We start from the raw sequence: 21,920 nt of genomic DNA on the forward strand, positions 1-21,920 counted from the left end.
GGGATCAGCGCCATGGCGAAGATACTATTTTTTATACGAATACTTGTAGTAGGAATGATAACGGTGCTGGCCTCGGTGTGTTATGCAGAGAAACCGGTATTCGTTCCACCCGCTGAGCGGGCATTGCCGCTAAGTGAAAGGCCGTGGCAAAAAAATACCTTTGTGGTTATTGCTTATCACGACGTTGAAGATGAATCCGCAGACCAACGCTATCTGTCAGTAAGAAGCAGCGCATTAAGTGAACAATTGGCCTGGCTAAAGGACAATCGTTACAACGTGGTGTCTGTTGATCAGATTTTAGCGGCCCGTAATGGTGGCGCACCGCTGCCTAATAAAGCCATTTTACTGACCTTTGACGATGGTTACAGTAGTTTTTATAACCGTGTTTACCCATTGTTAGAAGCCAATAAATTGAGTGCAGTACTGGCTCCAGTGGGGACTTGGATCGATACGCCACCGAATAAGAAGGTGGATTTCGGTGGTTTAAGTACTGATCGCGATCGTTTTCTTACCTGGAAACAGATCAGTGAAATGGCTAAATCAAAACTGATTGAAATAGGTGCACATACTTACGCTTCCCATTACGGCGTGATAGCAAACCCGCAGGGGAATACCGAACCGGCAGCAGCCAACTTGATTTATGACCCTAAAACGAAAAAATATGAAACTGAAGCGGCTTTCAAGCAGCGGATGGAAAAAGACGTTACCTTGATAACTCAGCGTCTTATTCAGGCAACGGGCAAGCAACCGAGAGTCTGGGTTTGGCCATACGGTGCAGCCAATGGAACCGTGTTAAATATCTTACGCCAACACGGTTACCAGATGGCTATGACACTGGAACCCGGTATTGGTAACGTCAATGATCTGATGAATATACCGCGTATCTTGATCAGTAATAATCCGTCGTTGAAAGACTTTGCCCAGTTGGTTACCTCTGTGCAGGAAAAAGACATCATGCGGGTGGCGCATGTTGACCTGGATTATCTCTACGATCCAGACCCGGTACAGGAAAAGGAAAATCTCGACAAACTGGTACAACGGATTTCTGATTTACGCGTTACCACGGTGTTCCTGCAAGCATTTTCTGATCCGAAAGGGGATGGCAATATTCGTCAGGTATACTTCCCTAACCGTTGGATACCTATGCGCCAGGACCTGTTTAACCGCGTTGCCTGGCAACTAGCATCACGCCCTGATGTGGATGTTTATGCCTGGATGCCCGTGTTGGCATTTGAGATGGACTCGTCGTTACCGCGGATTAAGCGTATTGACCCCAAAACAGGGAAAACCAGTATCGATCCGGATCAATATCGTCGCCTATCGCCATTTAACCCGGAAGTCAGACAGCGCATCATCGATATTTATCGCGATATGGCCTATAGCGCACCGATTGACGGGATTCTCTATCATGACGACGCGGTAATGTCTGATTTTGAAGATGCATCGCCGGATGCTATCCGTGCATATGAGAAAGCCGGTTTCCCAGGTTCGATTGCTACCATACGCCAAGACCCGGAAACCATGGCCCGCTGGACGCGATATAAGAGTAAATATCTGGTTGATTTTACTAATGAGTTAACACGCCAGGTGCGTGATATCCGTGGCCCACAAGTAAAATCCGCCCGTAATATATTTGCTATGCCGATCTTAGAACCGGAAAGTGAAGCATGGTTTGCACAGAATCTTGATGATTTCCTGGCTAACTATGATTGGGTTGCCCCGATGGCAATGCCGCTAATGGAGAAGGTGCCGTTATCAGAGTCTAATGAGTGGCTATCGCAATTAGTTAATAAAGTTGCACAGCGCCCTGGGGCCCTGAATAAAACCGTATTTGAACTGCAATCGAAGGACTGGACCAAGCCTGAGGGCAGCAATGCCATCAGCGGCCCGATACTGGCGGGATGGATGCGCCAGTTGCAGTTAAATGGCGCGCAAAATTTTGGTTACTATCCGGATAACTTTATCACTGGCGAACCACCGCTAAAAGATGTCCGCCCTGTGCTATCTTCTGCCTGGTACCCTTTATATGATCGATAGAATTATTGCGTTACTCATCCTATGCCTGGTACTGAGTATACCTGCGGGTATGATCCTGCTCTTTACCGGTGATGTGTTGCTGAATTTTGTTTTCTTCTATCCGCTCTTTATGTCCGGTATTTGGATAACCGGTGGTGTCTATTTTTGGCTACGCCGAGAAAGACACTGGCCGTGGGGCGATGATGTGCCCGCACCGGAGCTAAAAGGTAATCCGTTAGTGTCTATTTTAATCCCTTGTTTTAATGAGGGAGAGAATGCGCGGGAAACCATTCACGCGGCATTGGCACAGACTTACACCAATATTGAAGTGATCGCCATTAACGATGGCTCCAGTGATGATACTGCACAAGTGCTGGATGGCCTGTTGGCTGAGGACTCGCGATTACGTGTTATTCATCTGGCTCATAATCAGGGTAAAGCTATTGCTCTGCGTATGGGAGCAGCAGCGGCACGTAGTGAATATCTGGTATGTATCGATGGTGATGCCTTACTGGACAGCAAAGCGGTGCCTTATTTGGTCGCGCCGCTGATTGCGAATCCACGCACGGGTGCGGTTACCGGTAACCCGCGAATCCGTACGCGCTCAACGTTGGTTGGCCGTGTGCAGGTTGGTGAGTTCTCTTCTATCATCGGTCTGATTAAACGGACACAACGTGTCTATGGTCAAGTTTTCACCGTCTCTGGTGTGGTTGCTGCGTTCCGTCGCCGAGCACTGGCGGATGTGGGCTACTGGAGCCCGGACATGATCACGGAAGACATCGATATCAGTTGGAAATTACAAATCAGGCACTGGTCAGTATTCTTTGAGCCTCGCGGTTTGTGCTGGATTTTGATGCCGGAAACCTTACGTGGTCTGTGGAAGCAACGTTTGCGTTGGGCGCAGGGCGGGGCTGAAGTTTTCCTGAAAAATATGTTTAAGCTGTGGCGCTGGCGTAATCGCCGCATGTGGTTACTGTTTCTTGAATATTCACTGTCGATAACCTGGGCGTTCACTTACCTGTTCAGTATTATCCTGTTCCTACTGGGATTGGTTATTACTTTACCGCCAGGTATCCATGTACAAACAGTCTTCCCACCGGCCTTTACCGGGATGGTACTGGCGTTGACTTGCTTGATGCAGTTTGCGATAAGCTTGGTCATTGAACGGCGCTATGAGCCTAAACTGGGTAGTTCACTGTTTTGGATTATCTGGTATCCCATGGTCTACTGGATGCTGAGCTTGTTCACCACAGTGGTTTCGTTCCCCAAAGTCATGCTCAATACCAAGCGTAAACGTGCGCGTTGGGTTAGCCCTGACCGTGGGATCGGGAGGGTTAAACCATGAGTGCACCTCTTATTCACACTGAACAGCGGCTGATACCCCGCTGGATCGACATTATTATCACGGCATTGGCCTGGATAGGTTTTATCTTTCTGTTCGTGAAAGGTTTTCTCGACATGATTGGCAGAGCGCCGAATATGGGGCCGATTCCGTTCAGAATGTATATTATTAGTGGCCTGACAACCTTGGCATTGTATGCGGCGATTGCGGCATTCAATGCCGTGGTAATCATCATCTGGGCTAAATACAATCAGGTGCGTTTTCAGGTAGAACGTCGTGGGCATCGACCCCATCTGAATGATGATGAGTTGGCTAGCAGTATGGAGCTTTCAGCGGAGATGGTGGCTCAGCTTCAAGCGGGTTCCTGCCTTACGTTATATAATGATGAACATGGGCAATTGCTGGACGTCAAAGAAGGGCTACAGCTTCCCACCGTTGCACCGGTAGTTAATTTACGCCGGGGGTGATGGGCCATCATCTCTGAATACCTGATAGTAAGTCATTCTGTACTTATATCGGGTATTCAGACCCTGCCTGCTATTATTTCAGCTATTCCCCGCCAAAAAACGTCACTTTGTTTTGCCATTCTTGCCTTATATATTGCTATGATTTGGCAGGGATTACCGCGTGTGAAATCATTGAGTATCGTAATAATTGATATTCCTCTGCCAGTTGTGTTTAAAAGGAGCATACAGTGAAGCAAAACCATTTTGGGCAAACTATCGGCACTGAATTACCGCATTGGCAATCAGCGCAGCAACCTCAGCGTGAGATTTTACCCGGCCATTTTTGCTATCTCGCGCCAGTGAATGCAGACAAGCATGAAACGTCGTTATATCAGGCGTATCACATGGCGAAAGAGGCAGATGACTGGACTTATTTTTATTGTGAACGACCTGAAAATGAAGCTGATTTTCATCACTATCTGCAAACCCTGATCAATGCACCGGGGGCTGTCCACTATACGGTTATTGATGCACAAACGGGCCTTGCATTGGGGACGGTTGGTTTACAGCGAATTGATGAGAATAATGGTGTTATCGAGATAGGTTCAGTGAATTGGTCGCCACGTTTAAAACGTAACTCAGCAGGGACGGAGGCAATATATTTACTATTACATTATGTCTTCGATAAATTAGGCTATCGGCGCTGTGAGTGGAAATGCGATTCATTGAATGAACCCTCAAACTCTGCTGCGTCTCGTTTTGGTTTTCAGTATGAAGGCCAATTTCGTCAGGCGATTGTGACTAAAGGGCGCAATAGAGACACCAATTGGTATTCCATAACTGATCGTGAATGGCCATTAATTAAGCAGGCATTTAATGATTGGCTGGCTCTGGAGAACTTTGATAGTGAAGGCCGACAAATAGCACGTTTACAGGATTTAAGAATCAGCCGTTAGACAGGATCTGGTTAATTACATTTGAGTTTATTCTATTGTATTAATGATGTTTTTTTTATTTTCGTCTTTACTTATAACCCAAATAAAAAGGGTAAAGGCGAAATTACGAAGCTCGTTTGATGCACGGAGTAAAACAGGGCTTAATAGTATAGCGCGATGCAAAAAATAATCAGAGCAAAAAATGAGCAAATAAAAAAATTATTTTTTTTTACATTTTGAGATCGCGAAACTTAAGAGTGTCATTATACTGTAATCATCTGGCGGTATTTTTCACACGGTGCATAGCTTAGGCTGTTGTTTATCACTGCGGGGATCGCTAATGCTAGAGTCCATGATTGGGCTGTTAAGACAAGACCACTGTTTTACCCAAGCAACTCGTTGTTACGAGGGCTCCCCCTCCGACTCTCATTTTCCAGCAGTACTGTCATTATCTATCCCTGATATATTTTTGTCTCCAGCGTTATTGTTTCAAGTATTCATGTCACGTAATAACTCCCTTGCGATATCGTTCTCACCCCAGACCTGTTTTTACCCACGTCATTTTGGGGCCTGGGTGTTGACGCTACTCGCATTTTTCATTGGCTATTATTGGCTGCGAAGGAAGCCAAAAACCTCATCCGTATGTGAAACATATACCCAAAGTAATTCGAGTTGCAGGAAGTCAACACACATGCAGCTTGAAGTATGACGGATATAATCGCGCAGGCAACCGCTGCTGCGGTAGGTGAAACAAACTGTAAGGTGCCACTATGGGAAGACAGAAAGCAGTGATCAAAGCTCGTCGTGAAGCGAAACGCGTAATTAGACGTGATTCACGTAGTCATCGTCAACGTGAGGAAGAAAACGTGACATCGTTAGTGCAAATGGGCGGTGTTGAATCAATAGGTATGGCACGGGATAGCCGTGATACCTCCGTTATTCAGGCGCGTACGGAAGCTCAAGGTCATTACTTATCAGCCATAGACAATAAACTGCTCATCTTTGCGACCGGCGAAGCTGGGTGTGGTAAAACCTTTATCAGCGCGGCCAAGGCCGCAGAAGCACTGATTCACAAAGAAGTTGATCGGATAATTGTGACGCGACCTGTACTACAGGCTGATGAGGATCTGGGGTTCTTACCTGGTGATATCTCTGAGAAATTCGCGCCTTACTTCCGCCCGGTGTATGACATTCTGCTGCGCCGGCTCGGCTCATCTTTCATGCAATACTGTCTGCGCCCAGAAATCGGCAAAGTGGAAATTGCGCCTTTCGCCTATATGCGCGGGCGTACCTTTGAGAATGCGGTAGTGATCCTCGATGAGGCACAAAATGTAACCGCCAGCCAAATGAAGATGTTCCTAACCCGTCTCGGTGAAAATGTTACGGTCATCGTTAATGGCGATATCACCCAATGCGACCTTCCGCGTGGTGTGAAATCAGGTCTCAGTGACGCGCTGGAGCGTTTTGCTGAGGATGAAATGATTGGTATCATCCGCTTTGATAAACAGGACTGTGTCCGCTCTGCACTCTGCCAACACACTCTAAATGCCTATTCATAACTCAGTGTTATGAATGGATGACCCGATAAAAAAGGGCAAGCGCGATAAACGCTTGCCCTTTGCTTATCCCCTTGCGGGCATGAAGTTACAGCATGATAGTCATCATATAAGCGGCAAATAGCGCCAGATGGGCGGTACCATTAAGTACGTTGGTTCTGCCGGTGGAAAATGATATTTGCGACAAAATCAACACGCTGACCATCACCACGATATGTGGTGCTTCCAGACCAAAGTTCAACTCTTGCCCGGTGATTACCGCAATCAAGGTAACCGCAGGAACGGTCAGTGAAATGGTTGCCAGCACTGAGCCGAAGAACAGGTTCATCGCACGCTGTACCTGATTAGCCAGCACCGCTTTTAACGCCCCTAATCCTTCAGGGGAGAGGATTAGCAGCGCAATCAGGAAACCGGTAAATTTAGCCGGTGCATTTAACTCAGTAAGCAGCGCTTCTAATGGGTTGGCATCAAATTTGGTAACGGCTATTACTGCTATTAAATGAATTAACAACCAAAATGTGTGCCACAAACTGCTGTGTGAGGATGGCTTACCATGGTGAGGGTCACTCGGGTCGTCACCTTCATCCTCATGTTCATACACAAACAGACTTTGGTGCGTTTTGGTTTGAATCAGCAGAAAAACACCGTACATCGCGGCTGAAATTGCTGCGACAACCAGTGATTGTGCCACGCTAAAGTTGCCGCCGGGCAGGGTACTCGGTAGCACCAACACAATGATAGCCAGCGGGAATATAGCCATCAGATACTGTTTAATACCCACCAGATTGACATGCTGGGTAGCAAATTTGCGACCGCCGAGCAGCAAGGAAACACCGACCAATCCACCAATCACAATCATGATGATTGAATAGAGCGTATCGCGCATCAGGGCCGGTGCGGCATCACCTGTTGCCATCATGGCTGAGATCAAACTGACCTCAAGCACAACAACCGACAGACTGAGGATTAACGAGCCATAGGGTTCTCCCAGGCGGTGTGCTAATACGTCAGCATGGCGCACTACGCTAAAAGCACTGCTCAGGATACCCACAAGTGCGATCAGGTTGATAACAATAACAGCAGCAAAATTGCTGGTATCACCCCAGATATTAAGAATGACCAATGCAATGATCGGCAGGATGAGGGAGTATTCGTGATGGCGAGATTTAGATCGGCCAGGATCATTTTGCGACTTCATTTCGAGAGCGCTCCTAATAACTTTACTGCATTAAACGGGCATTAGAGCCATTTAACGATAATTAAGTGCCATATTGTAGGCTAAGTAGCTTTAAGACTAACAAATAACAGGGAATTGTCGCAGAAAATTTACAAGGTTTTAACTGGAAAGGGTGAAAAAAATAGCGATGAAAACGGACACTACAGGGTAATGTCCATTGATTTTACAGATATTAATTAATCTTACTCGTCAATATTGTCCATAACTTCATGGCGCTTATGGTGATAATCTTCTTCATTCAGCCCTTCGCGCCAGTAGGGTACAGCATAAAGTTGCTGCCGCTCACACCCTTTTTCTCGGCGCAGATAACGGCGCAATTGCACCACCATGCTATCTTCTCCCGCCAGCCAGAATGTTGACTCTTCCATCAGCAGATTCAGCGCACAGAATTGGGTTATCACATCACCTGTTTTTTCCGTACCCCCAATGACCCAACTTAGTTCCAACCCGGCAGGTTTAATCAGATTCAATACATCTTGCGGGCTATTTACACGGATGATGGCATGGCCTTCGGCATTTGCAGGCAGGGTTTCCAGTAAGGCGGCAATAGCGGGCAGTGAGGAGGGGTCACCCACCAGATAGCTGTATGCCGCTGCTGGCAACATAGTTTCCGGTCCACCAGGATTAGTAATCCCTAACCAATCACCGACTTTGGCATTGCGGGCAAAATCGACCGCCGGACCACGGTGATCATGGATAGCAAACTCAATATCCAGCTCACCCAGTTCTGGGCGAGAAGCACGAACAGAATAGGTTCGAACAATCGGACGGACCTCGGCGGCAGGCCAGATTGGACCTTTTTCACCAAGTACTGGCAGTTGCGGCTGAGTTTGGCTCGCCAAAGGTAGGAAGATTTTCAAATGAGCGCCCGCGCAATCAGACGGGTAATTCTGCAATGTCGGGCTATGGAAGGTGATTCGACGTAAATGCGGTGAGGTATCCACCACCTTTTTCACCTGAACCAGACGGGGTGGAACTGGGCGATATGCGGGTTTTGCTGCGGTTGATCCTGTGGTCACAGTTTATCCTTCTTATCCTATGATGTTTTATTCTTGGTCATCAGCCAGCAGAGGTTGTGGCTTATAAAGGGATAAACTATAACATCAACCAATGTTAATGATAATTATTTGCATAAAAAGAGTGCGATAGGCTGCAACGGCGCATTTGCCCCACAGATATGTAGGGCAAGATGAATTGATTGCTTAATTGATGGGTTTTACAATTGCCGTTCGACGGAAATGCAATCTTAAACGCAACATAGTGACCAGTGCGATAGCCATCACGACCATTGCAGCCAGCGGAAGTTGCTGTAATTGCAGGCCAAAGGCTAGCAAGGTGCCACCGAACCAGGCGCCCAATGCATTACCTAAATTGAACGCGCTTTGGTTAAAGGTTGATGCCAGATTAGGGGCGTCACGGGCCTGATCCACCACTAATAGTTGTAACATTGGGCACAAGGCAAAAGCCACAATGCTCCAGATAAACAATGTCAGTAGTGCCGGTAAATAGAAACCAATGGTGTAATGCAGCGCCAACAGGATAGCTATCAGTATGGCGATTAGCCGGGTCATGGATCCCACCAGGTTTTTGTCGCCTAAACGACCCCCCATCACGCTGCCGATGGACAATCCAATCCCAAGAATCAATAACACCACAGTAACGCCATGTTCAGAAACTCGCGTCACCTCACGCAATAATGGTGCAATATAAGTGAAAACAGTAAACAGGCTGGCATTGGTTAATACTGATAGCAGTAAGGCGGTTTGCACTTTTTTCTGCATCAGGGTTTTGAATTCCAGCTTAGGACTGATTCTCTTCATCGGAATATTATTCGGTAACCAGGCGATCACCGCGATGATAGCTACAATACCAATAGCACTGACACCCCAGAAAGCGGCTCGCCAACCAAAAGCTTGTCCAACTGCTGTACCTAATGGCACACCAAGTACATTTGCCAATGTGACACCCATAAAGACTAATGCTATTGCCCGCGCCCGGCGGTTGGGTTGGACCAAATCAGTTGCGACCACCGATGCCAAACCAAAGAAAGTGCCATGGCAGAGCGCTGCAATAATACGGGCAGCCATTAATAAGTTATAGGTTTGTGCCAATGCACACAGGACATTGCCAATAATAAACAGGACAATTAAACCCAAAAGTGTGGATTTACGCGGGATTCGCGCCGTTGCCATAGCCAATAAAGGTGCGCCGATTACCACACCCATGGCATAAACAGAAACCAACATCCCGGTTTTAGGGATACTGACCCCCAAGTCATGGGCAACTTCCGGCAATAACCCCATAATTACAAACTCGCTGGTACCAATGCCAAAGGTAGCAATGGTGAGTGCGATAATAGCCAATGGCATGAGTAACTCCTGAACAGCCTTACATATATTAAAAAGGCTGAATAACATCAATGTCAACTCACTCCCTGGCATGAATATGAAGGAGATAAAGTCTTGGCAGATGAATTTTATTAAGCGATTTTAGCATCGAGCCAAAAGGGCGTCTAACGGCAAAGTGCGATCCTCTGGGTAACTGACGCATCAGTAGGGGAGTCGGCGCTCTGCCGGCAATACCAATAGCTCTGGGTATATTAAAAAGTAATTAAATATAGCTGATTTTAATTTCTGTCCCAAAATGAGAAGACCCTCTATTCCCTCTATCTTTTTGATAAATTGGGTTATTTCAATTTTTACCACCATAGTATAGTAATTTATGTATGCCATAAGCTTTACTTAGCACAAAAAAACATAAGCAACGGTTTTTTTGTATTTGTTGCTGGCCATTTTCCCCCGTAAATCTATCTACCAAATAGAGTGAAATCAAAAGGGGCTAAATGTGAATTTCCAGCAGCTTAAAATTATTCGGGAATCAGCCCGTTGCAACTATAACCTGACTGAAGTGGCTAATACTTTATTTACCTCACAATCGGGTGTTAGCCGGCATATTCGCGAACTAGAAGAAGAATTGGGTATTGAGATCTTCGTTCGACGAGGAAAGCGGTTGCTCGGGATGACTGAACCGGGCAAGGAGTTGCTGACAGTAGCCGAACGCATGCTGAATGATGCTAATCAAATCCGCCGTCTGGCTGATGTATTCAGCAATAATGATAGTGGACAGTTGCATATTGCTACCACACACACTCAAGCCCGCTACAGTTTGCCTCGGGTGATTAAAGAATTCCGCCTGTTATACCCGCAAGTTAAGTTAGTTATTAGCCAGGGGAACCCGCAAGAGATTGCAGCCATGCTGCATTCCGGTGAAGCGGATATTGGTATTGCTACTGAGCTATTGATGAGTGACGAGTCTGTCGCCACGTTTCCTTATTATCGCTGGCACCACGCTATCGTCGTGCCGGATAATCACCCGCTAACACAAGACCCTAATATCACCCTTGAAACGCTGAGTACGTTGCCATTGATTACCTATCGTCAGGGGATTACTGGCCGTTCACGTTTGGACAATGCGTTCAAAAATGCTGGACTGACACCCGATATTGCACTCAGTGCACAAGATTCTGATGTAATTAAGACCTATGTTGAACTCGGCATGGGGGTCGGCATTCTGGCGGATATGTCCTACGAGGCACATCGTGATAAAGGGTTAGTACGACTAAATGCCGAACACTTGTTTGATGCTAATACTGTTTGGCTAGGGCTAAAACGAGGTCAGTTACAACGTAACTTTATTTGGTTCTTTATACAGCTCTGTAATCCAACACTTTCTTTGCATGATATTAAAGAGAAAGTGTTGGCAGAGGCGGCGGATGAGGTGGTGATTGATTACCAGATCTAGCCACGAAGCGGTATAGATAGGCCATCTGGACAGAAAGTATCAGTCAAGAGAGTCATTGTCAGGCGTAAATCGTACCTGAACTTCTGTTCCGCCATCTTCCCGCTGGCAGATAGTGCAATGGCCGTTCAGACTATTTGCCCGATCCTGCATAATGATCAAACCGTAATGATTAGGCCGCTCGCTGGCCTGTCCAATCCCACAGCCGTTATCACGGATGGACATGATGACATCACCTTGCTCAACAGTAACCCTGACAGTGGCCATACTGGCGTGAGCATGCTTATAAATGTTGTTCAGTGCTTCACGGGCAATGTTAACCATATGAATGGCCTGATGGTCGGGGACACAGCCTGACGGCAAGTTAAACTCGAGGGTAATGGGTAAACTGGCTCGCTCGCTGAATTCATTTACCAAAGTCTGGAGTGCCGCTTGTAATGTTGCCTCATTTAGCTTCAGGCGGAAGGTCGTCAGTAATTCACGTAGCTGGCGGTAGGCGATGTTAAGTTCATCGCGCATTTGCTGTACTAAAAGTTTACTGGGTTCCGGCATATCGGGCGCTTGCATCTGCAAGCAACTGATTTGAATTTTGAGGCAGGAAAGCGACTGGGCGATGGAGTCATGCAGTTCCCGGGCAATGGCTGAACGCTCTTCCATCAATAATAATTGCTGCTGATGCCGGGCTTGGCTTTCCAGTGCCAATGTACTGCTCAGTTGCTCCACCAGCATATTGACCAGTTGCTGCTGATCTGAATTGAGTGATTTATCAGTGGGTAGTTTTGCCAGTAGCAACCCATATTGACCAAGCTTATCACTCAGACTCCAACTCAAAGATTCCCGCAAAACAGCACTACTCACTCCGCCAGATGAGCTGCTAATAGTGAGTTGTGCCGGGCTGTTTTGGGGCGGCAGATATTCGCCATCGGCGTTATCAGCGAGATTATCGCGATAAAGATGATTTTCATATAAACAGATCTGCACATTTTCCAGTGGTGTCAGTGTTTGTAGCTGCTCGATAATTGGAACTAAGCGCTCGCTTAATGGTTGGTGGGTATGTAATTGACGGCTACTATGATATAGAAAGGCTAATACTTGATTTTTTTGTTGTAAATCAGCGGTTTTTTGAGTAACTCGTTGCTCCAGGTCACTGTATATCAACGAAAGTTCCTGCGACATTCGATTCAATGCGGTACCCAGCATCCCCATTTCATCTCGTTGATAAGACAGCGTATAGCGTTTGCTGAAATCACCGCGACCAATGGCATTCGCCATGGAGATTAATTGCAGCCATGGACGCAGTATGCGGCGGCGCAAATAATAGATAGTGGCCAATAGTAAACTCATTGTCAGAACAATGAACACCAGTTGAATCATGGTAACCAATAACAAGCGTTGTTCAGTTTTATGGTCAATGGCTAATACCAGAGCATCTAGCTGGTGGACAAAGTCTGCCACGTTGGCGGCAACGTCATCGGGATGTTTAGCTTGTAGTAACTGTGGTTTTAGCGTGGTTTGCCAGTAACGCTCTATTTGTTGATATTGGCTGGTTAACCCTTCTCGCTGTAACGCATGTTGTAAATCGCTACTGGTTTTATCCTGCTCGAGTGCAACCAGGTAAGGCAAATCACCATTATTCAACGGTACCATTGAAAGCAGCCGGTAGCTTTGCATACGTAGCGAGCCTGCTTTGTTGATGGCATGCGCGTTACCCTGAATACTTTGCGCCATCCATGACGAGATAGTCATACCGGCAAGGCCCAGTAAACCCAGTAGCATCATCAGTAAAGCTATCTGATTAACCAAGGGGATGAGGTAACGTTTCATAACATAATATTCCTTTGACCAATAAACGTGGCAACCTTGCCGTATGTTCATCGTGTCATGTGGGCGTTAATGGGACTTCATGCCGGCCGCAGTCATCATCATACGAAACAACATCGAAACTGCGAATAAAGCCAATACGCTACCGCACCAAATAAGTAACATCCAGCCGATCTTCTTCCACCAAGGCGATTTTAGCTGTTCAGTTGGCTGAAGGGTCGTTTGTGATTTTATCGTGTTATTTTCAGACATATAAGTCTCATGCATACAAATTCTAATATTCACAATAAGAACATATCAGGGCCAGCGAACTAGCCCATGATTGTCATTATCCACTTGGTACTTAGTGGTAACCTTGATCGTGATGGATTTTCCCGCGGAATACGTAGTAGCTCCAGAAGGTGTAAACCAAAATAATAGGAATAATAAAGAGTGCGCCGACCAGCATAAAACCCAGACTTTGCGGCGGAGCTGCCGCTTGCCACAAAGTAATGGATGGCGGAATAAGATAAGGCCAAATGCTAATACCCAAACCGCTATAGCCAAGGAACACCAGCAATAACGTCAATAGGAAGGGGGCATAATGCCCACCCCGTTTAACTGAGCGCAGTAACGCCCAACTAGCCAGTACTACCAATAATGGCACCGGTAAGAACAAAAACAGATTGGGTAGCGTAAACCAGCGTGCCGCAATTTGTGGATGTGCAAGCGGTGTCCACAGGCTAATGATGGCAATAACGAGCAGCATTATACATGTCAGTGGTGTGGCTAGCTTATGCATGACCTGTTGCACCTGTCCTTCGGTTTTCATAATGAGCCAGGTACAGCCGAGTAGTGCATAGGCTATAACCAGACCGAAGCCGCAAAACAGAGCAAAAGGTGTCAACCAGTCAAATGGGCCGCCACTATAACTCCGCCCCGTTACCGGGAAGCCGTGAATAAAAGCACCGACCACTATGCCCTGAGTAAAGGTGGCAATCAATGACCCACCGATAAAGGCTTTATCCCAGATATGCTGTTTTTCAGCGCTGGCTTTAAAGCGAAATTCGAAGGCTACGCCACGGAAGATCAAACCCAATAACATTAGGGTAAGAGGAATTGCCAGTGCATCCAGAATAACTGCATATGCCAACGGGAAAGCACCTAATAAGGCCGCCCCCCCAAGAACCAGCCAGGTTTCGTTACCATCCCACACGGGGGCGACGCTGTTCATCATCAAGTCCCGGTCACGGCTGTGTTTTACCAGTGGAAACAGGATTCCGATACCCAAATCAAAACCATCCATAACCACATACATCATGGTACTGAAAACGATAATAACAAACCAAATCAGTGGAAGATCGATACCCATAATTAGCTCCTGCTTTGGTGGTTGTCAGAACTAAATGATTCGCTTACTGCCGACAGTGGCCGTGATGGCGTATTCGACTGACCGGGTCCGCCGGGTTGTTGCTGAGTACCTTCATGCGCTTTTGGCCCCTTACGGATAAGCCGCATCATGTAAGCGTAACCAACCCCAAATACCGAACCATAAACCACAATAAAGACCAGCAGGCTGATACTCATATGCATTTCGCCATGAGATGAAACCGCATCACTGGTGCGTTGCAAACCGTAGACTATCCACGGTTGGCGGCCGACTTCGGTGGTGAACCAACCGGCCAGAATAGCAATTAAACCCGACGGTCCCATCCACAGCACAAAATAGAGGAAAGGGCGCGATTGGTATAAACTGCCACGCCAGCGTAGCCATAAACTCCAGATACCGGCCAAGATCATCAACATGCCTAATCCGACCATAATGCGGAAGGACCAGAAGACAATGGTTGAGTTAGGACGATCTTCCACTGGGAAAGATTTCAACGCTGGGATCTGTTTTTCTAAGCTGTGAGTGAGGATCAAGCTGCCTAAATAAGGAATTTCCAGCGCAAAATGGGTTTTCTCCTGCTTCATGTCTGGCCAACCAAACAGAATGAGTGGCGTGGGTTCTCCGGGCTTGTTTTCCCAGTGCCCTTCAATCGCCGCAATCTTAGCCGGTTGATATTCCAGTGTATTCAAGCCATGGGCATCGCCAATAACTGCCTGTAGTGGGGCAACGATCAACGCCATCCACATTGCCATTGACAGCATTTTCCGCATCGCGGGTGTATCCCGTTTACGCAGTAAGTGCCAGGCGGCAGAGGCGCCGACAAAGAATGCCGATGCAAGGAAAGCTGCCGTGGACATATGCAGTAACCGATAGGGGAAGGATGGATTGAATATCACTTTCAACCAATCGACAGGCACCACTTGCCCATTAATAACTTCAAAGCCTTGGGGGGTTTGCATCCAGCTATTGGAGGCGAGTATCCAGAAGGTAGACATCAACGTGCCTAATGCCACCATGCAGGTTGCAAAGAAATGCAAACCCGGCCCAACGCGGTTCCAACCAAAAAGCATCACCCCGAGGAAACCGGCTTCAAGGAAGAACGCGGTCAGTACTTCATATGTCAGCAACGGGCCGGTGATACTGCCCGCAAATTCTGAAAAAAAGCTCCAGTTAGTGCCGAATTGATAGGCCATGACCAAACCGGATACCACACCCATACCAAAGTTAACGGCAAATATTTTTGACCAGAAATGATAGAGGTCGCGGTAATCCTCATTTTTGGTTTTTAACCATAAACCTTCCAATACCGCAAGAAAACTGGCCAACCCAATAGTGATGGCTGGAAAGATGATATGGAATGAGATGGTAAAAGCGAATTGGATTCTGGCCAATTCTAGAGCGGTTAAGCCAAACATAGTGACCTCGCTGCAAACATGGTACTGCCTCATTAATCTATAAAATGAATCACGCCGGTATTAGTTATCCCGATAACAGGTAGTGACAACAGGCGATTATTTGGCGGAGTAAACTTGGCAGTTAGTTAACCATAAGTTAAAGTGGCTATAATAGTGACAATTAATTCAATCTTACCTATAACAGTTGGCTTATGACTCGATATGAACAGTTAGCTCAGCAAATCCGGGCACAAATACAATCCAAGGTCTGGCTGGCGGGTGACAAGCTGCCTTCATTGCGGGAAAGTTGTAAACAATCAGGATTAAGCCTGATGACTGTAGTGCAGTCCTATCAGCTATTAGAAAGCCAAGGTTGGATCGTGGCCCGGCCGCAGTCGGGATATTATGTTGCTTCACGGCCGACACAATTACCCCAGCCACAGCGAGGGAAAAAACTGCATCTGGATGAACAGGTAGACATTAATGCCTTTATTTTTGATGTACTACAGGCAGGGAAAGACCCAGCAATAATGCCATTTGGCTCGGCATTTCCCGATCCAAGTTTATTGTTACAACCCCGATTATCACGGGCGCTGGCCAGCGTCGCACGTAAGATATCACCACAAAGCTCTGTGACTAACTTACCACCGGGTAACGAAAGTTTGCGGCGCAATATAGCTCAGCGTTATGCCGCCAGTGGAATGAATGTCTCCCCCGAAGAAATTGTTATCACTGCGGGCGCGATGGAATCACTAAGCCTGAGTTTACAGGCGGTTACGCAGCCCGGAGATTGGGTAGTGATTGAGTCACCCGCATTTTATGGTGCATTACAGGCGATCGAGCGTTTGCGGCTAAAAGCGATTGCCATTACCACCCACCCGCAACAGGGTATGGACCTCGATGCGCTCGAACAGGTGATCAACCAATACCCGATCAAAGCTTGTTGGCTGATGACACATTTTCAAAATCCATTAGGTTGCACGATGTCCTGGCCGCAGAAAGAACGGCTCGTAGCCCTGCTACAGCAGAATAATATCTCGTTGATTGAAGATGATGTTTATGGTGAGTTGTACTTTGGTGCGGAGCGGCCGTTGCCAGCCAAAGCACTCGATCAGCATCGGCAAATTCTGCATTGCTCATCGTTTTCTAAATGTCTGGCGCCGGGATTCCGTGTCGGTTGGGTCGCAGCAGGGGAACATGCGCAGCGAATTCAGCACTTACAATTGATGAGTACGGTTTCGGCCAGTGTGCCGACTCAGTTGGCGATTGCAGATTATCTCAGTCAGGGGGGATATGACACTCATCTGCGCCGCCTGCGCCGCTTAATGGAACAGCGGCTCAATACGCTGCATCAGGCGGTTATTGAGCATTTTCCTAAAAATGTCAAAATCAGCCATCCTGCGGGGGGATATTTCCTTTGGCTGGAGTTAGAACCGCCGTTTAATGCCAGTGAGTTATATCGGCGGGCGTTGGCGCAGGGGGTTAGCATCGCGCCGGGGAGAATGTTTACCACAGGCAGTCAGTTTGATCACTGTTTCCGCCTGAATGCTTCGTTTGCCTGGTCGGAACAGAGCGAACAAGCCATCCGCATACTGGCGCAACTGATTAATCAACTCACCAGCGCCACAGATAATAGCCGCTCGCGTCGATAACCATCTAATTTCCGCTATGAGTATATTTACCTGGCTCCAGAAAATGGAGCCATAACAGCATTATCTTCTGCCGCTATTTCTGCAATATCCCTCATTCCATTATGCATAAACGGTGCAATTCCTTTCGTATCGCCTGCTTTGTTAGCAGAAGAAATGCACTTAATTGATGCATGCACTGCCCATTTATAGGGCGTTGGAAAGCTTAGTTGTTATTTTTGTGTTGCCATAATGTGATCTGACAGAGCAAAAATCAAAATTGATGTCAAATGCATATAATTTCTACTCAAACCAGCATGGCTGGCTTATTTATCAATCAAAATGCAGTATGAATGCGACCAATGTGCATACTTATGCATTTTAAATTATTGTTTTAATGGAATTTGTACAATTTATTCACATTGGATCTGGTGTGGCATGAAAGCTGCTGTACACTTTATATCAGGTGAATATATTTCATTTTTTATTGTTAACAGAATAAGAGATTTTTGTTGAGGCATGGTGCTCTCAAACGATGAGTCTCTCAACCCCATATTTACGCTGATCAAAGAGGCCACTATGGAACACCCAATCCCCGTTACCCGACAGTCTTTTGATGAATGGATCGTGCCAACCTATGCACCAGCAGATTTTATTATCGTGCGAGGGGAAGGGGCGACACTGTGGGATCAGCAGGGCAAATCTTATATCGATTTTGCTGGTGGTATCGCCGTAAATGCCTTGGGACATGGGCATCCGGCAGTAAAAGCGGCACTGATTGAGCAGGCAGAAAAAGTATGGCACTTGGGTAACGGCTATACCAATGAGCCGGTACTGCGCCTGGCAAAACAATTGATTGATGCCACTTTTGCCGAGAAAGTTTTCTTTTGTAACTCTGGGGCTGAAGCCAATGAAGCGGCACTGAAACTGGCCCGTAAATATGCGTTGAATAATTTCGGTAATAAGCCAGGGCTTGCCGGCGAAAAGAACCAGATTGTGGCATTCAGGAATGCATTTCATGGCCGGACGCTATTTACCGTTTCTGCGGGCGGGCAGCCGAAGTATTCGCAAGACTTTGCTCCGCTACCGGGGGGGATCAGCCACGGTATTTTCAATGATATCGCCTCGGCTGAGGAACTGATTAATGACCGAACCTGTGCTGTCATTGTGGAACCGATTCAGGGCGAAGGTGGTGTGCTACCCGCTGATAGCGAGTTCCTACATGGCTTGCGGGCTTTGTGTGATCGTCATAACGCATTACTTATTTTTGATGAAGTACAAACCGGGGTTGGCCGTACCGGAGAACTCTATGCCTACATGCATTACGGTGTAACGCCTGATGTGCTGACCAGTGCCAAAGCACTTGGGGGCGGCTTCCCGATTGCGGCAATGTTAACGACGACCAAATATGCCAGCGCACTTAATGTCGGCAGTCATGGTACTACCTACGGCGGTAATCCACTGGCTTGTGCCGTGGCGGGTACTGTTTTGTCTCTTATCAACACACCAGAACTCCTCGCAGGCGTAAAAGAGAGGCATCAGTGGTTCTTGGCTGGATTGGCTGAAATAAACGCCCGCCACAAAGTCTTTTCTGAAATCCGTGGGCGCGGTTTGCTGATTGGCTGTGTGCTTCACAAGGATTATGACGAGAAGGCCAAAGAGATTGTTCAGGCTGCCGCACAGTACGGGCTTATTGCTTTGATTGCGGGTCCGAATGTGGTGCGTTTTGCTCCGTCCCTGATTATTTCTCAACAGGATATTAAAGAGGGCTTAGCCCGGCTTGCCATGGGTATTGAACAGGTTTGTCGACAGGTTAAGTCATAACATTGATGCAGTAAGCAAGGGACCTTGACTATGATGATAGTTCGCCCGGTAGAACGCCGTGATCTGGCCGATATCCTTGAATTGGCAGGTAAAACTGGCGTTGGCATGACTTCACTGCCACAAAATGAACAACACCTCGCCGCTCGAATTGAGCGCGCGTTAAATACCTGGCAAGGTTCTTTGGCTGCGGGTGAACAGGGCTATCTGTTTGTTCTGGAAGACAGTGAGCGAGAAAAAGTGGTGGGCGTTAGTGCTATTGAGGTGGCTGTTGGTTTGCATGACCCTTGGTATAACTTCCGTGTCGGCACGTTGGTTCATGCATCCAAAACACTCAATGTGTACAAATCGGTACCGACCCTGTTTTTAAGCAATGATCACACTGGGTATAGCGAACTCTGTACCTTGTTTCTCGATCCTGAATACCGTAAAGACAAAAATGGCCCCTTCTTATCAAAAGTACGTTTTCTCTTCATTGCCGCATTCCGCCAGTATTTCTCCCGCAAAGTGATTGCGGAAATGCGAGGCTATACCGATGAACAGGGGCGTTCGCCATTTTGGGAAAATGTGGGGCGGCACTTCTTTGCCATTGAATTTGCTAAAGCTGATTATCTCAGTGGTACCGGGCAGAAAGCGTTTATTGCTGAATTAATGCCAAAACACCCGTTATATGTGGATTTTCTGGCAGAAGAGGCGCGGGCAGTCATCGGGCAGGTCCATCCACATACGGCTCCCGCACGTGCAGTGCTGGAAACCGAAGGCCTGCAATATCAGGGATATGTGGATATCTTTGATGGCGGCCCAACACTGGAGGCCAACACCGATGAAGTGCGGGCGGTGCGCGACAGCAGTAAGCGAATCGTGGTTATTGATGACATCGATATTGACCCGAGTGGCACTGCCTATTTAGTGGCTAATGACAGCTATCAATATTTCCGCTCAATATTGATTACTACTCATCTTTCAGACGAGCTACTGCATTTAACGACTAAAAATGCGGCAGCGCTGGGTGTCATAGCCGGTGATACGGTTCGGATAGTCAGCCTTTTTGCCCCGGAGACTAAAAAATGACTCACCCAGCACTGTTTATGCAAGGGGAATGGCGCACTGGTAACGGCGCGCATTTCGACAAACTTGACCCCATAGATAGGCAATTATTGTGGCAGGCGCGCGCCGCAGACAGCCATGATGTCGCAATGGCTTGTCGTGCGGCACGGCAGGCTTTCCCTGCCTGGGCGCGTACACCGCTGGAACAGCGGGTCGCGGTGATACAGCGTTTTGCGGCATTACTTGAGCAGTATAAACAGCAACTGGCCTGCACTATCAGTTTGGAAACCAGTAAGCCACTCTGGGAAACACTGACAGAGGTGCAAGCAATGATTGGCAAAGTGGCTATCTCGTTGCAAGCCTATCAAAGCCGAACCGGGAGTAGCCAAACACCGATGGCTGATGGTATGTCCGTGTTACGACACCGTCCTCATGGTGTATTAGCAGTATTTGGCCCTTACAACTTCCCAGGGCATCTCCCTAATGGGCATATCGTTCCTGCATTGCTGGCAGGTAACACGGTGGTATTTAAACCCAGTGAGCTAACACCAAAGACGGCAGAAGAAACCGTCAAATTGTGGCAGCAGGCAGGTATACCTGACGGGGTATTAAACTTAGTACAAGGTGGGCGTGAAACAGGTGAAGCCCTTGCTGCGCAACATGATATTGATGGTTTGTTGTTTACCGGCAGCGCCAATACCGGTTATCACTTGCATCGCCAACTGGCCGGCCAACCGGAAAAAATTCTGGCACTGGAAATGGGTGGCAATAATGCATTGATTGTTGAGCAGATAGTAGACTGTGATGCGGCAGTAAATCTTGCTATTCAGTCGGCTTTTATCTCAGCCGGTCAACGCTGTACTTGTTCGCGCCGTCTACTGGTTAAATCTGGCGCTGAAGGCGATGCATTTTTACAGCGTTTTGTCGCTATTGCCAAAGCCCTGCGTATCGGGCGTTGGGATATGCAGCCAGCACCCTTTATGGGCGCGGTGATTTCATCACAAGCAGCAGAAAAAATGCTGGCAGCGCAACAACATTTGCTGGATTTAGGTGGTAAGCCATTATTAGCCATGACCCGCCCAGACAGCCAAAGTGCAGTGCTGACGCCGGGGATCATTGATATTACTGGTATCAATGTCCCTGACGAAGAGTATTTCGGCCCACTGGTCAGCGTTATTCGCTATGGCGATTTTACGCAAGCATTACACATTGCTAATCAAACCAGGTTCGGTTTGGCGATAGGTCTGGTTTCTGAGGACCGGCAACAATTTGAACAACTGTTATTGGAAGCCCGAGCCGGTATTGTTAACTGGAACAAACCCTTGACCGGCGCATCAAGTGCTGCACCCTTTGGCGGGGTTGGGGCATCAGGTAATCATCGACCAAGTGCCTTCTATGCGGCCGACTATTGTGCCTGGCCAATGGCATCACTCGAAAGCGAAAGTTTGACGCTACCAGCAACATTGTCACCGGGTATCTCTTTCGATTTGCCCGATAGCCATTGAGCCAT

The 21,920-nt window shown here is 47.4% G+C and carries 17 protein-coding genes and 1 pseudogene; 11 read left to right on the plus strand and 7 right to left on the minus strand.

Features of this window, described 5'->3' with window-relative positions; all coding sequences use genetic code 11:
- The first annotated feature begins 12 nt into the window (after positions 1-12).
- The 6 genes and pseudogenes from pgaB to phoH all read left to right on the plus strand — a co-directional run bounded on the left by pgaB (position 13) and on the right by phoH (position 6,298).
- The gene (gene pgaB / locus Q2T71_RS09045) at positions 13-2,037 is read left to right on the plus strand and encodes a poly-beta-1,6-N-acetyl-D-glucosamine N-deacetylase PgaB (protein ID WP_372558850.1); all 2,025 of its coding nucleotides are present in this window, start codon (positions 13-15) and stop codon (positions 2,035-2,037) included.
- A complete protein-coding gene (gene pgaC, locus Q2T71_RS09050) occupies positions 2,027-3,361 on the plus strand; it encodes a poly-beta-1,6-N-acetyl-D-glucosamine synthase (protein ID WP_083159063.1) in 1,335 nt (444 codons plus the stop codon). Before pgaB ends, pgaC begins: the two co-directional genes overlap by 11 nt.
- On the plus strand, positions 3,358-3,825 hold the full coding sequence (gene pgaD, locus Q2T71_RS09055; protein ID WP_372558851.1) for a poly-beta-1,6-N-acetyl-D-glucosamine biosynthesis protein PgaD: 468 nt from the start codon (positions 3,358-3,360) through the stop codon (positions 3,823-3,825). The genes pgaC and pgaD overlap by 4 nt, the downstream gene beginning before the upstream one ends.
- A 227-nt stretch (positions 3,826-4,052) precedes the next feature.
- The gene (locus Q2T71_RS09060) at positions 4,053-4,760 is read left to right on the plus strand and encodes a GNAT family N-acetyltransferase (RefSeq protein ID WP_372558852.1); all 708 of its coding nucleotides are present in this window, start codon (positions 4,053-4,055) and stop codon (positions 4,758-4,760) included.
- 319 nt (positions 4,761-5,079) lie between these two features.
- Positions 5,080-5,387: pseudogene (locus Q2T71_RS09065) on the plus strand (hypothetical protein).
- Positions 5,388-5,509: 122 nt separating this feature from the next.
- A complete protein-coding gene (phoH, locus tag Q2T71_RS09070; protein WP_032906294.1) occupies positions 5,510-6,298 on the plus strand; it encodes a phosphate starvation-inducible protein PhoH in 789 nt (262 codons plus the stop codon).
- An 85-nt stretch (positions 6,299-6,383) separates the two neighbouring features.
- Here phoH and chaA read toward each other — a convergent pair whose 3' ends face one another.
- From chaA to Q2T71_RS09085, 3 genes are all read right to left on the minus strand, one after another.
- Positions 6,384-7,493, minus strand: a complete 1,110-nt coding sequence (gene chaA, locus Q2T71_RS09075) for a sodium-potassium/proton antiporter ChaA (protein WP_083159060.1) — start codon at positions 7,491-7,493, stop codon at positions 6,384-6,386.
- Positions 7,494-7,714: 221 nt separating this feature from the next.
- Complete coding sequence (locus Q2T71_RS09080; protein WP_372558853.1) at positions 7,715-8,551, minus strand: siderophore-interacting protein; 837 nt, start codon at positions 8,549-8,551, stop codon at positions 7,715-7,717.
- A gap of 183 nt (positions 8,552-8,734) precedes the next feature.
- Positions 8,735-9,901, minus strand: a complete 1,167-nt coding sequence (locus Q2T71_RS09085) for an MFS transporter (protein WP_372558854.1) — start codon at positions 9,899-9,901, stop codon at positions 8,735-8,737.
- Positions 9,902-10,376: 475 nt separating this feature from the next.
- On the opposite strand from Q2T71_RS09085, the gene cbl reads away from it, so the two are divergent.
- A complete protein-coding gene (gene cbl, locus Q2T71_RS09090) occupies positions 10,377-11,333 on the plus strand; it encodes an HTH-type transcriptional regulator Cbl (RefSeq protein WP_083159056.1) in 957 nt (318 codons plus the stop codon).
- Between the two features lie 39 nt (positions 11,334-11,372).
- Here the strand turns inward: cbl and narX are convergent, their stop codons facing one another.
- The 4 genes from narX to Q2T71_RS09110 all read right to left on the minus strand — a co-directional run bounded on the left by narX (position 11,373) and on the right by Q2T71_RS09110 (position 15,935).
- Complete coding sequence (gene narX, locus Q2T71_RS09095) at positions 11,373-13,154, minus strand: nitrate/nitrite two-component system sensor histidine kinase NarX (RefSeq protein WP_372558855.1); 1,782 nt, start codon at positions 13,152-13,154, stop codon at positions 11,373-11,375.
- 66 nt (positions 13,155-13,220) lie between these two features.
- Positions 13,221-13,403: a DUF2474 domain-containing protein gene (locus Q2T71_RS09100; RefSeq protein ID WP_372558856.1), complete on the minus strand. Its 183-nt coding sequence runs from the start codon at positions 13,401-13,403 to the stop codon at positions 13,221-13,223.
- Positions 13,404-13,494: 91 nt separating this feature from the next.
- On the minus strand, positions 13,495-14,502 hold the full coding sequence (cydB, locus tag Q2T71_RS09105; RefSeq protein ID WP_372558857.1) for a cytochrome d ubiquinol oxidase subunit II: 1,008 nt from the start codon (positions 14,500-14,502) through the stop codon (positions 13,495-13,497).
- Positions 14,503-14,504: 2 nt separating this feature from the next.
- The gene (locus tag Q2T71_RS09110; RefSeq protein WP_372558858.1) at positions 14,505-15,935 is read right to left on the minus strand and encodes a cytochrome ubiquinol oxidase subunit I; all 1,431 of its coding nucleotides are present in this window, start codon (positions 15,933-15,935) and stop codon (positions 14,505-14,507) included.
- A 191-nt stretch (positions 15,936-16,126) separates the two neighbouring features.
- On the opposite strand from Q2T71_RS09110, the gene Q2T71_RS09115 reads away from it, so the two are divergent.
- From Q2T71_RS09115 to astD, 4 genes are all read left to right on the plus strand, one after another.
- Complete coding sequence (locus Q2T71_RS09115; protein WP_372558859.1) at positions 16,127-17,566, plus strand: PLP-dependent aminotransferase family protein; 1,440 nt, start codon at positions 16,127-16,129, stop codon at positions 17,564-17,566.
- A 555-nt stretch (positions 17,567-18,121) separates the two neighbouring features.
- Positions 18,122-19,366 carry an aspartate aminotransferase family protein gene (locus Q2T71_RS09120; protein ID WP_102970427.1) on the plus strand — a complete coding sequence of 415 codons (1,245 nt, stop codon included), beginning with the start codon at positions 18,122-18,124 and terminating at the stop codon, positions 19,364-19,366.
- A 30-nt stretch (positions 19,367-19,396) separates the two neighbouring features.
- Positions 19,397-20,434: an arginine N-succinyltransferase gene (gene astA / locus Q2T71_RS09125; protein WP_372558860.1), complete on the plus strand. Its 1,038-nt coding sequence runs from the start codon at positions 19,397-19,399 to the stop codon at positions 20,432-20,434.
- Positions 20,431-21,915: a succinylglutamate-semialdehyde dehydrogenase gene (gene astD / locus Q2T71_RS09130; protein WP_372558861.1), complete on the plus strand. Its 1,485-nt coding sequence runs from the start codon at positions 20,431-20,433 to the stop codon at positions 21,913-21,915. The genes astA and astD overlap by 4 nt, the downstream gene beginning before the upstream one ends.
- Positions 21,916-21,920 lie beyond the last annotated feature (5 nt).

It is taken from the genome of Yersinia sp. 1652 StPb PI (genome assembly GCF_041538345.1).
GTDB lineage: Bacteria > Pseudomonadota > Gammaproteobacteria > Enterobacterales > Enterobacteriaceae > Yersinia > Yersinia enterocolitica_E.